Below are 13,171 nucleotides of genomic sequence, written 5' to 3'. Positions count from 1 at the left end.
GAAATCGCCTGAAACCATTAACGTCAGGATCGCGTAAAACCGCGCCGGGGAAGTGTGTCATAAGTCACATAACTTTGCAGCACCCCCTGACTATTTTTACACGCTTGGAGCCGCTTCCCGTCCGGGGATAAACTCAGGCGCAAAGGACGGTCATCTGCGGGATTCAACGCCCGATTGCCCGTCGCTGGAAAGTCGAGATGAGAGCATTGAAGTTCGCCGGCGCGGCTCTGGCCGCCGTCATCGTCGTGATCGCACTCCTGCTGGTGGTCGGGATCCCCTCGGGCTTCCTGACCTCGAGGATCGCCGCACGCGTCGAGAGTGCGACCGGCTATCGCCTGTCGATCGACGGCACCACGAAGATCAGCCTGTGGCCGACGCTGAACGTCACCCTGAACGACCTCACGCTTGCCGACCCCCGGGATCGCAGCGGCATCACGCGCCTGACGGTCGACAGCGTGCAGGCCGACATGTCGCTCTCCAGCGTGTGGGCAGGCCGCCCTGAGATCAGCGAGCTCGTCGTCACCCATCCCGTGCTCTACCAGCCGCTGCTGCGTGAGCGCCTGCCGAATGCGGGCACCTCGTCGAAGCCGCCCGCGCTCGATGTCGGCGGCGCTTCCATCGACCGCGTCAAGATCACCGACGGCGAAGTCGCGTTCTCGCGCGTGCGCGATCGTGTCGAGGGCCGCATCAGTGCCATCAACGCCGATGCGACCGTCGGCCGCGACCGCAAGGTCAACATCGCCGGCACCGCGCGCGTCGGCGACCACCCGACCAAGTTCGACATCAAGGCGACCTCGCCGGCGGCGCCAGGCGACCGGCCGACGATTCCGGTGGATTTCGCCATCGACATGCCCAGCGTGCTGAAGTCTCAACTCGCCGGTCATGCCGAGATGCGGCTGAACGGCGATCTCGTGATGATCAACGGCGTGAACGGCAGGCTCGGCGACGGCACCTTCAACGGCTGGGCTTCGGTCGACATTGCGAGCAAGCCCCTGGTCAAGGTCGACCTCGACTTCCAGCGTCTGGCGATTCCGCTGGCGAAATCGCCGCAGGGCGCGCCAGGGCAACCCTGGAGCAATGCGCCGATCGACGTCTCCGGGCTCAATTATGTCGACGCGCAGGTGAGAATCTCGGCGAACGAGGCGGTGATCGGCGATGCCCGCATCGCGCCGCTGGCGCTCGATGGCAAGCTCGCCGGCGGCGTGCTGAAGGCCGGCACCGCCAATCTCGGCGCCTATGGCGGCCAGGTCTCGGGCGAGGTGATCCTGGACGCGACCACCGGCGCGCCGAGCTTTGCCATGCATTCCGACCTCGTCGGCGTGCGCGCGCTGCCGCTGCTCCTGGGCCTTGCCGAATTCGACCGCATCGACGGCAAGCTGCAGGCCAAGCTCGCTCTGCGCAGCGCCGGCACCAGCCAGCGCGCGCTGATGGCGAACATGCAGGGCACCGCCTTCGTCAATTTCCAGGACGGCGCCATCCGCGGCATCAACGTCGCGCAGATGATCCGCTCGCTGACATCGGGCACGTTGTCCGGCTGGCAGGACAACCAGAGTTCCGGTCAGGAGCAGAGCACGGATTTGTCGCAGCTCTCGGCCTCGTTCCGCATCGACAAGGGGCAGGCCGTGACGACCGATCTCAATCTGATCGGGCCGCTGGTGCGCGTCACCGGCGCCGGCACCATCGCGCTCGACACCAAGATGATGGGCTTTCGCGTCGAGCCGAAGCTGGTGATGACGACGGAAGGTCAGGGCCGCGCCAATGAGCCGGTCGGTTTCGGCATTCCCGTGATGATCCAGGGCAGCTGGTCGCAGCCGCGGATCTACCCTGATATGGCCGGCATGCTGGACAATCCGGATGCCGCCTATGCCAAGCTGCGCGAGATGGGCAAGGGCCTGTTCGGCCCTGACGGCGCCGGGCTCGGCAACATTCTGGGCAGCCTTGGCCTCGGCGGCACGACCCCGCCCGGCGGCAATGCCAATCCGCAAACCCAGCAGCCGGGCCAGAACAATCCGCTCGGCGGTCCGCTGGGAGAGGCGATCGGCAATTTGATCCAGCAGGGGCTTTCCAGTGGCGCGGGAAGCAGCACCGGCGCCGCGCCAGGCAGCGGCCGCAACCGCAGCCTGCCGGGAACGCCTACGACACCGGCGCCGCAGGCCTCGCCCGCGGCTCCAGCCTTGGAAGACCCGCCGGTCGCGCAGCAGGACAGTCAGCCAATGAACGACGTGCTGCGGCAGCTCTTCAACCGGTAATGGCCGGACTGGCGGGCTCAATTCCACGGCAATCCCTGACCATCGGCCCTTCCCGCGCCCGGCTTCCTCCGAACGGATGAGGCCGCGGGCAATTCACCTTTTCCACCCGACCACGGCGTCCACAGGGAGTAACCACGCCGGCCGGTCACGCGGCCCGCGGCGGTCCTTTGGCCCAAATTGTGATAGAACCGCCCCGAAGGGCCTGCGGCCCACAGCGCCAGCGTCGATGGCGGCGCGAGAGGATCGGGATGGCAGGAGCGAACGACAAGAGACGGTTTCTGCGCGAGGGCCTGTTCGCCAAATACGTCGTCTCCCTCGTCGGCCTCGTCGTGTTCGTCCTCGCCGTCAACGGCGCGATGGAGACCTGGATCTCCTATCGCGCCACCAGGACGCAGCTCACCGATGGCCTGGAGGACAAGGCGCAAGGCGCGGCCCGGCGGATCGAGCAGTCGATCTCGGAGCTCGATCGCCAGATCAGCTGGGTGACGCGGGCGAGCCAGGACACGCTCGAGAAGCGCCGCGCCGATTACGCATCGCTGCTGCACCAGGTCTCCGACGTCAACCAGCTGTTCCAGCTCAATGGCGAGGGCCGCGAGGTGCTGCGCGTCTCCCGCCAGTCGACCACGACCGGCAGCAATGCCGACCTCTCCCGCGACATGCGCTTCACCGAGACCGTCGCCCGCGGCGTCAGCTATGCGCCGGCCTGGTTCACCGACCGGACCCCGATGATGTCGATCTCGGTGGCGCATTCCGGCTTCAATGCCGGCGTCACCGTGGCCGAGATCGATCTCAGCTTCCTCTCCGACTTGCTGTCGGACGCGCAAGTCGGCAAGGCGGCCTTCGCCTATGTGGTCGATCCGCGCGGCCGCGTGCTGGCGACGTCGTCCAAGGGACCCGAGGTCGGCAAGGACCTCTCGAAGCTGCCGCAGGTTGCGGCCGCGATCGCGCCCGGCCACGAGGGCGACAGTTCGGGCACCGACTTCAACGGCCATGCCGTGATGAGCGCGGCCAGCACCGTGCCGAAGCTCGGCTGGAGCGTGCTGTTCGAGCAGCCGACCACGCAGGCCCTGATGCCGATCCGCGACCAGCTGGTGCGCATCGCGCTGCTGATCGGGATGGGCCTGATGGTCGCGATTCTCGCCGGCACGCTGCTCGCCCGCCGCATGATCATTCCGATCACGGCGCTGCGCGACGGCGCGCACAAGCTCGGCGAGGGTGATTTCAGCCACCGCATCGAAGTGCGCACCTCCGACGAGCTGGAAGACCTCGCCAGCCAGTTCAACCGCATGGCCGGGCAGATCCAGGAGACCTATTCGAACCTGGAGACCAAGGTCGAGGAGCGCACGCGCGATCTCGCGCAGTCGATCAACGAGCTGAAGGTGCTGGAGGAGGTCGGCCGCGCGCTGGCCTCCTCGCTCGATCTCGACGCCGTGCTGCCGACCATCGCCGCGCGCGCGATCGAGATCACCCATGCCGACGCGGTGCTGATCTACGGCTTCGATGCCGAGCGGCGCCGCTTCAACCTGGTCGAGGCTGAAGGCATCGACAAATCCGCCGACGGCGCCCATGTCACCATCGACGAAGGCGAGAACATCCTGAGCGATGCCGCCGGGAGCGGCGAGCCGATCGCGCTTGCCGATCTCGATCATGCCGCCGAGCAGCCGCTGCGCGAGGCCGCCATTGCCGCCGGCTTCCGCTCCGTGCTGGTCGTGCCGCTGGTCGACCAGCAGGGCACGCTCGGCTCGCTGGTGGTGCTGCGCCGCGCCGGTGGCGAGTTCGCAAGCAGCGTCATCGGCCTGATGCGCACCTTCGCCAACCAGGCGGTGCTGGCGATGCGCAATGCGCGCCTGTTCACGGAGGTCGATCACAAGGGCCGCGAGCTGGAGGCGGCGAGCGAGACCGTGCGCGCCCAGGCCGACAAGCTCAAGCAGCAGACCGAGCAGCTCAAGGACTGGAACAAGTCGCTGGAGGAACGCGTCAAGACCCAGCTCGGCGAGATCGAGCGCATCCGCAAGCTCGAGCGCTTCCTGGCGCCGCAGGTGGCGCAATTGATCGCCTCGTCCGACAGCCCGGAAGGGTTGCTCACCAGCCAGCGCCGCGAGGTGACGGTGGTGTTCTGCGATCTGCGCGGCTTCACCGCGTTCACGGAAGCGACCGAGCCGGAAGAGGCGATGAACGTGCTGCGCGAATATCACGCCGCGCTCGGCAAGCTGATCTTCAAATACGAGGGCACGCTCGACAAATATGCCGGCGACGGCGTGATGATCCTGTTCAACGCGCCGATCCAGTTCGAGGACCACACCCAGCGCGCCGTGAAGATGGCGGTGGAGATGCGCGAGACGATCGGCCCCCTGACCGAGCGCTGGCGCAACCGCGGACACAGCCTCGGCTTCGGCATCGGCATTGCGGTCGGCTATGCCACGCTCGGCCAGGTCGGCTTCGAGCAGCGGCTGGAATATGCGGCGATCGGCAGCGTCACCAACCTCGCCTCGCGCCTCTGCGGCGAGGCCAAGCCCAACCAGATCGTGGTCAGCCGCCGCGTCTACGGCATCGTCGAGCCTTTCGTCGAAGCCCGCGCCCTCGACGATCTCCAGCTCAAGGGCTTTAACCATCCCGTGCTGGCGATGGAGATTTTGAACTGGCGCGAGGAGGCGGCGAACGTGGTGGATGCCGCCGCGGTGCGGATGCGGGGCTGACTTCCTCGCCTGCCTCGCATGGCGAGGCGTTGCTTATTATCGCTCATCGTCAGCAATTCGCGATCCCGCGGCGCCAGCGCCCGGGTTTTGCGTAGATCTTGCTACCCTTCGAAATGGAAGGGCGCAGGGAAGACCGGGCACCGGCTGGCACCCGCAAGGCCCCTGTGCGTGAGTGCGTGATAGACGCTCACAGGGGAGAAACAGGTGTGGCCGAATGCCCGGCCTTCCCTGCGCGATGGTTGAAACGGCTTATGTCGCGCTCTCGCCGGTGAGACGATTTCCCGTTGCCACCGTCGCCTTGCAGCTGTCATCGGATGCGCCGTCCGGTCGGACGATCGCACCACTGCAAGACTTGACGCCGGAATATCGGGCGTCACGACCACACGATTTTGCCGTACGCGTTCGACATCGTCGTACACGCGCCCGCTGATCGCTCACGGGGACACCCCGCCCTGCGACCGCATCTGGCGCCAACGCCGCCCGCGTCCACCGCCCCTCACCCCACGAACCCTGACGATCGCGATCCGTCCCTTACCATGGGATGAGTTGAGAGGGAGCATAGGGTGTGTCGCGGTTCTGGTAAAGAGAAATTTCGATTATTCGAAGACGGATGCCGCGAGAAGATTCAAAAAACGGCGAAACAACCCCATGCACAGTAGACGTGGTGAGCCGGATCAATGGGTTAGGACAGGGGCCAAAGCCGGGCCCGACAAGCTTCTTTGACCTGACGGGCGAAACACCTGGCAGAGTGACATCATCGACCTTTGCGGCCGAACTCGTCCTGTCCTGCAGACGTCTCTGGCGCTCGCAGCAACGTTACCGCGGCCACCGCGCTGATTCTCGCCCGCGTCTTCGGCAACAGCCCGGACTTCTGGTCGGCGGCGCCAGCGCCTTCTACGAGGCCGCGCCGTCTTTTGCGTAGAAGATGTTCGCGGGCCCTCCGCGCGCCGATCTGGCGGAGAACCGCGGAATCGCCTTGATGCCGCGCGCGACCGATCCCAATGCCGGCCTATATCGAGTTCGAGGAATATTTCGGCGGAACCAATTTCGGCACCGGCAACGCGCAGCTCGACTTCAAGGACATGAAGTTCGACTGGGCATGCGGGTGATCACGCCCCGCGCTTCGGCCCGATCGCCTCGAAGGTCGCCTTCTGCTCGTCGCTCAGATCAGCCTCGAAATCTTCCAGCGCATCGGCGACGCCGTTCACCGCCTGCAGCATCGTCTCCAGCCGCGCCTTGGCGGCGGTGAGGCGCGCTTGTGGTGTTGCAGCGGGCTGTGACGGACAGGCGCTGAGCGTCTGCATGGTGCGCAGGGCGGTGTCCTGCAGCACCTCGAAGCGGGCGCGGGCGGTCTCGTCGAGGCGGAGCGTCGAGGCGATGTCGCCCGCAGGCCATTGCTGCTGCACGAGCTGCTCGTACTGACGCTGCAGCTTTTCGTCATAGCGGGGATCGCTGTCGGCATCGCAGGCGGCGGCCGCCTGCGCATCCTTGTTCGTTTCCCTGCGCTGCATCGAGGCGAGCGCGGCGCGACGCTCGTTGCCGAGAGAATTGAGCCGGGCCTTCTGATCGTCATCGAGCAGACCCGTGAACTTCGCCAGCGGCGGCGCGACCGCGTCGATGGCCTTGATCATGGCCTCGACACGTTCGCGCATCAGGCCGAGGCGCTCCGCCGCATTGGCGGGGGCCTGCGCCGGGCACGCCGCGCGGATGGTGTCGCGCGCATTGATCCAGGCGGATGCGAGCTCGTCGAGCGCGGTGCGCTGCAATTCGTTCGGCGTCACGGCAGCAGCGATGCGCTCGACCGGCAGACCGCCGCTGTCGCTGGCCTCGCACAGGATTTCCGCGGTGGGGACGCGTCGTCCACGCCGGCCTTGCGGCGCGGTGTAGGCCGCGAGCTCGGTCGCCGCATAGGGCGCGAAGATCGCGGCATAGATGTCGCCATAGCCATAGAGCGAGAGACTGGTCGCATCGCCGAGGACGACGGCATTGGTGAGGTCATCATGCGCGAACGGCCAGAACACCGGGCCGACCCAGCCATAGCTGCCATCGGGATGGCGCCACCAGCCTTGCGCCCGGCGGCCGCCCTGCCAGCCCGCCAGCGCAGCCTGCGCCGTGAGCGCCGCGCGCATCACGTAAGGGTTCGCGGCCTGACCGCGCTCGGCGCCGCGCGGATCTTGCGACCTCAGCGCAGCGGAGCGGTATCGACCGCCCCGCACCGCCATGCGGGAATGGCGCAGTCGCGACATGCCGATCACGTGACCGACGGCGAAACGCGCAACGCCAAGCGGACCGCCGCGCAATCCGAACTGCGCCTCGGCTCTCTCAGGCACCAGCACTGACGCAATCAGGAGCGCCGCGCCAGCAAGCGCCAGTCGCATGCGTCCCGACACGACCGCTGACCTGACCAATTCGGCCTCCTCCCGGCGCCAGCGGCGCACTGCGCCGCATCGACATGACTCGCGAGGGAACCAATTGTTCCGCAGAGACACAGGGCAAAGCGTCGCGGGAGACTGGCTTCACCGGGCGCCCGGCGGCGGCCTGAGCGCACGCCTCGCCCTTCGAGACGACCGCTTCGCGGTCCCTCAGGGTGAGGCTAACTGGCACCGGGCCGTTGAAACGTGCCGCGCACCCCGGTCCTCATCCTGAGGGCCCGCCAAAGGCGGGCGTCTCGAAGGATGGCCACAGGCAAAATCGTAAGCGACAGTCCTGCGCTCGCGGGAAGGCGTGACCCCTCACTCCGGCTTCTGCGGCATCACAAAGGTCTGGCCGGGATAGATCAGATTGGGGTTGTGGATCTTGCCGCGGTTGGCGTTGAAGATGACGGCGTAGCGGGCGCCGTCGCCATAGGCGAGCCGGCTGAGCGCCCACAGGCTGTCGCCGCGGGAGATCACCCGGCTGCCGCCTGCCTCCAATGGCGCGGCCTGCAGCGCGTCCGCCGGCGAGGCCGATGCCACCGTCGTCGCCGCGGGCGCCCGCGCCGTGACCTTGGGTTTCGGCGCGCCGGTCAATTTCGGCCGGGAAGCAGCCCTGTCGGGAGCAGAGGCAAGATGCGGCGCGCCCGAGGGCAGCGCCGCCACGACATCCGCCTTGTCATCCACCTTCTCGGCTTGCTTCGACTCTTGCCTCGCGACCGGTCCCGGACGCGCGGGCGGCGGCGCCGCTTCGGCGATGGTGACCGGCATGGTGCGGCCGGACTGCGTGACCGTGCCATCCGGCGCCCTGGCCCGGAGCGTCAATTCATAGGAACCGGAGGGAAGCTGCGGCGGGGTCATCACGAACTGGCCCGAGGCGTCGGCCACCGCTGTGTCGAGTGGCTTGCCGTCGCGCAGCAGCTCGACCTTTGCACCCGGCGCGGCCACGCCGGCAATCACCGCGGCCTCGCCGCGATCGTCGACCCGGGCGACGTCGAAACGGAGGCCGGTGTCGGCGACCGCCGGCGGCGGCTTGACCGGCGCGAGATCGGGCAGCGCCGCGACCTGCTTCTGAATCTCGACCAGCGCGCCGGTCTTCGGCTCGGGCGCCGGGGCCGCCACTGCTGCAGGCGCGGGCGGCGCGGCGGCGGCAAGCTTCGGCTGGTCCGGCTTCGGCGCTTCCGGTTTCGGCTCCGGCTTGAGCTCGGCCTTTGCTTCGGACTTGGCTTCGACCTTGGTCTCCGGCCTGGCGGCGATTGTGGTCTTTGTCCCGTCCGGGAGCAGACGGCGCAGCTCCGCCGGGCCGATCACCAGCACCGTGCCGACCAGCGCGAGCAGGCAGAAAGCAATGAAGGCCTTGGATGCGGTCATCATCGAAAAGAACCTTGCAGGCAAATCAACCGGGGCGGCAGGGTGCGCCGATTTGGCTGCGGCAGCAAGACGGTCGATGGGATGAGACCGGCGCATTTGCGAAAGCGCCGCTTGGAGCAGGATCAGACAAAACACGGCCGCTTCAGGCAATACGCCCTCGCTCGCAGGGAATAGAACGCCGCCGGTCCGTACAAATACGGGCGACTGATCGGAATCCTGACGCGATCCGAAAGGAGCCATGCCATGACCGGAAACACTGCTCCCATGCGCGATGTCTCGCAGCAGGGCGCACCCCCCGCACCTCGTGCGCAGCCGGACGACAGCTCGCATTCCGAACGGCGCGCCGCCGGTGCGGAGATGGCGCGCGTGCTCAGAACCGAGCCGTTTCGCATGGCGCTGGACGCCTCCGGTGCCGGCCTCGCGCACTGGCGACATGATCCGCTGCACGACGTCGTCGAGCCCATGAGCCACCACGTGATCATGGCGTATAACGGCATGATGCAGCGCATGGAGCGGCGGTCGGGACGATCGGTCGCGATCGGCACGTTTCGGCCGGGAGTCCTGATCATCATCCCGGAAGGATCGAGCTCCAGGTGGGATATTCCAAAGCCCGTCGACGTGGTTCAGCTGTATCTTCCCGACGCAATCCTGAAGCGCGTTGCCGACGAGGCCCAGGTCGGACCGGCCGACCTGCTGGAGCGAACCGCACATCCCGACCCCATCACCTCGCGACTGATCCTGAGCGCGGCAGACACGTTGCAAGGCAATGGAGCCCTGGACACCTTGTTCCGGCATCAGCTGACGGATCTTCTGGCCACGCGCCTTCTGGCTGCGCATACCGGCTCGCCAACCAGTTTCGAGCCGACCGTGGGCGGCTTATCGCCGAAGATCCTGCTCCGTGCGATCGAACGCTTGCGGTCGGACAGCGACGCGGACGTCTCGCTGGATGCGCTGGCATCCGATGCGGGCCTGTCGCGCTTTCACTTCTGCCGTGCGTTCAAGGAAAGCACCGGCCTGTCTCCGCATGCCTGGCTGCGCCAGCACCGGCTCGAGCAGGCCATGAAGATGCTGCGCGAGGGCGACGAGACGGTCGCCGCGATCGCGGCGGCGCTCGGCTATGCCTCGCAGACGGCGTTCGCGGCGGCGTTCCGCAAGCTGACCGGCGAGAGCCCGAGCGACTGGCGCAGGCGCCAGCGTTAGCAGCAATCGCGCTGCAATCACGGCAAGTGCTCTGGCGCAGCGGCAGGCCCGATCCGGTAGATCATCATCATGTCCAGACCAATCGACGGAGACCGATGATGACCTGGAAAGACTTCATCAGCCGGCGCGTGACCGCCTCGCGCCACCGAAGCCTTGCCACCGCAACCTTGTACGGACTCTCGCTGGCCGTCCGCTTCACGTCGGCGACGGGCGAGGAGGTGGAGCTTCCGGCGCACGATGTGCACGCGATGCATCCGCTGGTATTCATCATGAACCGGGACGACTCCGGCCTGCCTTATCAGGACTGGGGCCTGAGGCCGGTCGTGTTTCGCCAGGCCTGGCCGGCGCGCTCGCCACTGTCCCGCTGCATGGCGCCTTAGACGCAGCGGTTCACTTCATCTCTTCACATCTCTTCGTGCCGTCACCGGACGCTGCCCGCGATGGAGCAGCGACGGTTGCGCGCGGACTTTCGACACTGCCAACCAAGGAGCAAACCCATGCGATTAGTGATCATCGGCGCCGGCTTCGCCGGCATGTACGCCGCCCTTTCCGCAGCCCGCCTGCGCGAGATACAAGGCGTCTCGCCAGACCAGCTGGAGATCGCGCTGGTTGCGCCCGAGCCTACGCTCGTGGTCCGCCCGCGGCTCTATGAACCGAAGCCGGAAACCCTGACCGCGCCCCTGCTCGACGTGCTCGAGGCCATCGACGTCACCTATGTGCAAGGCACTGCCGAGGCGGTCGACACCAAATCCTGCATGGTGAAGATCGCGACGGCAAAGGGGACGACGAAGACGCTCTCCTACGACCGTCTCGTCGTGACCACCGGCAGCCGGCTGTTCCGTCCGAACATTCCGGGACTTGCCGAGCATGGCTTCAGCGTCGATTCGCTCGACGATGCCATCGCACTCGACAAGCACCTGCATGGTCTCGCCAAGCGGCCGGCAACGGTCGGGCGCGACACGGTCGTCGTGGCCGGCGGCGGCTTCACCGGCATCGAGGCTGCCACCGAAATGCCGGCGCGGCTTCGCGACATCCTCGGCACCTACGCGAAGAGCCGCGTCATCATCGTCGATCGCAACAATGCGATCGCGCCCGACATGGGCGCAGGTCCCCGCCCCGTCATCGAGGACGCGCTTCGCAAGCTCGGTGTGGAAACCCGCCTCGGTGCCGGGGTCGCATCGCTCGACCAATCCGGCGTCACGCTGTCGAGCGGCGAACGCATCGAGACCGAGACCGTGATCTGGGCGGCGGGCATTCGTGCGGCACCCTTGACCGCGCAGATTCCCGCCGAGCGCGACAGCTTCGGCCGGTTGCTGGTCGATCGCCGCCTGCAGGTGACAGGCGTTCAGGGTGTCTTCGCGGCCGGCGATGCGGCACGCGCGGCCTGCGACGACGAGGGAAATTACGCGCTGATGTCGTGCCAGCACGCCACGCGCATGGGCGCCTTCGCCGGCAACAATGCCGCGGCCGAGCTGCTCGGCCTTGCGACCCGGCCCTATCACCAGAAGGCCTACGTCACCTGCCTCGACCTCGGCGACGCCGGCGCGCTGTTCACGCGCGGCTGGGAGCGGAAGGTCGAAATGGTCGGCGACGTCGCCAAGAAGGCCAAGCGGGAGATCAACACGGTCTGGATCTATCCGCCAAAGGCGGAGCGCGCCGCCGCTCTCGCTTCCGCCGATCCCGAGCGCGTCACCGCTCTCTAGACGTCTCGAGCCATGACGGCCGCGCGTCCCGGCTGCGCGGTCTGCCGATCAAGCCAGCCGGGAGCCTTCTCATGAAACAGGAGACCAACATGAACCTGCACAACCCTTCCTATCCCGCGACATCGCGCCCCGAAGAACTGGTCCCGTCGCGCTATGCGCTGAAGATCGGCGAGATCGACGTGATGGTGATCAGCGACGGCGTGCTGATGCTGCCGGGCGCGATGCTGGCCCACAACGCCGACCCGGCCGTCCGCGCGGCCTGGCTGAAGGACATGTTCCTGCCGCCGGATGCGTTCGACTGGGCGCTGAACGTGGTCGTGGTGCGCAGCGGCGGCCAGACCATCCTCGTCGACGCCGGGCTGGGGTCCGATCCGGATCTGCACTTGCCGCGGGCCGGGCAGTTGAGCAAGCGACTGGAAGCCGCCGGCATCGATCTCGGATCCGTCACCGACGTGGTGCTGACGCACATGCACATGGACCACATCGGCGGGCTGCTCGTCGACGAGGTGAAGGAGCGGCTGCGCCCGGACCTGCGGATCCACGTCGCCGCTGCCGAAGTCACGTTCTGGGAGGACCCCGATTTCACCCACGTCTCGATGCCGCCCGGATTCCCGGACGCATTGCGGGCGACCGCCAAGCGGTTTGCAAAGGAGTACCACAACCAGCTGCGTACCTTCGAGGAGGAGCATGAGGTGGCGCCGGGCGTGGTGGTCACGCGCACCGGCGGCCACACCCCCGGGCACAGCGTGGTCCGGCTGGCATCGGGCGGCGATCGGCTGACATTCGCCGGTGATGCCGTGTTCACTGTCGGATTCGATCACCCCGATTGGCACAACGGCTTCGAGCACGATCCCGAAGAGGCCGCGCGCGTTCGCGTCCGTCTGCTGCGGGAGCTGGCCGCGAGCCGCGAGCTGCTGGTGGCCACCCACATGCCCTTCCCCTCGATTGGGCACGTCGCAGTCGACGGTGATGCCTTCCGTTGGATCCCGGTGTTCTGGGACTATTGACGGCAGGACGCGTCCGGCTCGCACGAGAGCATGATCCGGACTCCCAAAGCGCGATGAAATCACCCCGATCTCATCGCGCTTTCCGGCACGCCACGAACTACATCAAGCGTTTGGCGGCACGCACTTCGGCGATCTCGGAGTCGGGGTGGCTGACGATGGTGGCGAACATGATGCCGCTGATGATGAGCGACCAGGCGGTGTTCCAACAGATCCAAAACACGTGCCAGCCTCCGTTCGATTCGTCCGCCCGCGGATCAGGGTAACGGCAAGGCGAAGCCGCCGTTCCCGGTGCGAATACATCGCTACTTTGGTTTGGTCGGCGGCGAGGCGGGATCGGTTTGACCGGTGTGGCGCTTTGCCACGACGTCGGCGTCGCGCTCGCCCTCCTGCGGGCGCGGCGGCGGCTTGGGCTGGCCTTTCTGACCGCCATGCTTGCCGCCCATGTCGGGCTTGCCTTCGAGATCGTTTTCCTGGGGCATGCCGGTTCAATGCGCCGGCGCGGCGTTGGTTTCGCATTGCACCGGCGGTTTTCGG

Annotated in this window: 10 protein-coding genes and 1 pseudogene; 7 read left to right on the top strand and 4 right to left on the bottom strand. The window is 67.1% G+C overall.

The features are described 5' to 3' along the window. Nucleotides 1–197 precede the first annotated feature (197 nt). The 3 genes and pseudogenes from RX330_RS02385 to RX330_RS02375 all read left to right on the top strand — a co-directional run. A complete protein-coding gene (locus RX330_RS02385; protein ID WP_317241946.1) occupies nucleotides 198–2,249 on the top strand; it encodes an AsmA family protein in 2,052 nt (683 codons plus the stop codon). A gap of 248 nt (nucleotides 2,250–2,497) precedes the next feature. Next, nucleotides 2,498–4,945: an adenylate/guanylate cyclase domain-containing protein gene (locus RX330_RS02380; protein WP_317241945.1), complete on the top strand. Its 2,448-nt coding sequence runs from the start codon at nucleotides 2,498–2,500 to the stop codon at nucleotides 4,943–4,945. An 800-nt stretch (nucleotides 4,946–5,745) separates the two neighbouring features. After that, nucleotides 5,746–5,820: pseudogene (locus RX330_RS02375) on the top strand (addiction module antidote protein, HigA family); the annotation flags it as partial. 234 nt (nucleotides 5,821–6,054) lie between these two features. On the opposite strand, the gene RX330_RS02370 reads toward RX330_RS02375, so the two are convergent. Both RX330_RS02370 and RX330_RS02365 read right to left on the bottom strand, forming a co-directional pair. Further along, nucleotides 6,055–7,323: a Spy/CpxP family protein refolding chaperone gene (locus RX330_RS02370; RefSeq protein WP_317244041.1), complete on the bottom strand. Its 1,269-nt coding sequence runs from the start codon at nucleotides 7,321–7,323 to the stop codon at nucleotides 6,055–6,057. A gap of 354 nt (nucleotides 7,324–7,677) precedes the next feature. Next, nucleotides 7,678–8,730 carry a LysM peptidoglycan-binding domain-containing protein gene (locus tag RX330_RS02365; RefSeq protein WP_317241944.1) on the bottom strand — a complete coding sequence of 351 codons (1,053 nt, stop codon included), beginning with the start codon at nucleotides 8,728–8,730 and terminating at the stop codon, nucleotides 7,678–7,680. Between the two features lie 240 nt (nucleotides 8,731–8,970). Here RX330_RS02365 and RX330_RS02360 point away from each other — a divergent pair, with 240 nt between their 5' ends. The 4 genes from RX330_RS02360 to RX330_RS02345 all read left to right on the top strand — a co-directional run bounded on the left by RX330_RS02360 (nucleotide 8,971) and on the right by RX330_RS02345 (nucleotide 12,637). Next, nucleotides 8,971–9,927, top strand: a complete 957-nt coding sequence (locus RX330_RS02360) for a helix-turn-helix transcriptional regulator (protein ID WP_249153356.1) — start codon at nucleotides 8,971–8,973, stop codon at nucleotides 9,925–9,927. Between the two features lie 98 nt (nucleotides 9,928–10,025). Further along, nucleotides 10,026–10,307 (top strand): hypothetical protein, encoded by a 282-nt coding sequence (locus RX330_RS02355; RefSeq protein ID WP_212088984.1) that lies wholly within the window; start codon nucleotides 10,026–10,028, stop codon nucleotides 10,305–10,307. 117 nt (nucleotides 10,308–10,424) lie between these two features. After that, nucleotides 10,425–11,630, top strand: coding sequence for an NAD(P)/FAD-dependent oxidoreductase (locus RX330_RS02350; RefSeq protein ID WP_317241943.1), 1,206 nt, complete (start codon nucleotides 10,425–10,427; stop codon nucleotides 11,628–11,630). Between the two features lie 71 nt (nucleotides 11,631–11,701). Beyond that, nucleotides 11,702–12,637: an MBL fold metallo-hydrolase gene (locus RX330_RS02345; RefSeq protein ID WP_317241942.1), complete on the top strand. Its 936-nt coding sequence runs from the start codon at nucleotides 11,702–11,704 to the stop codon at nucleotides 12,635–12,637. Nucleotides 12,638–12,734: 97 nt separating this feature from the next. Here RX330_RS02345 and RX330_RS02340 read toward each other — a convergent pair whose 3' ends face one another. After that, on the bottom strand, nucleotides 12,735–12,857 hold the full coding sequence (locus RX330_RS02340) for a hypothetical protein (protein WP_283818776.1): 123 nt from the start codon (nucleotides 12,855–12,857) through the stop codon (nucleotides 12,735–12,737). Between the two features lie 82 nt (nucleotides 12,858–12,939). Then, nucleotides 12,940–13,116, bottom strand: coding sequence for a hypothetical protein (locus tag RX330_RS02335; protein ID WP_317241941.1), 177 nt, complete (start codon nucleotides 13,114–13,116; stop codon nucleotides 12,940–12,942). Nucleotides 13,117–13,171 lie beyond the last annotated feature (55 nt).

This window comes from Bradyrhizobium sp. NDS-1, assembly GCF_032918005.1.
Lineage (GTDB): Bacteria > Pseudomonadota > Alphaproteobacteria > Rhizobiales > Xanthobacteraceae > Bradyrhizobium > Bradyrhizobium tunisiense.
Note: the sequence above shows the minus strand (reverse complement) of the source record. Positions and strands in the feature narration are given on the sequence as shown.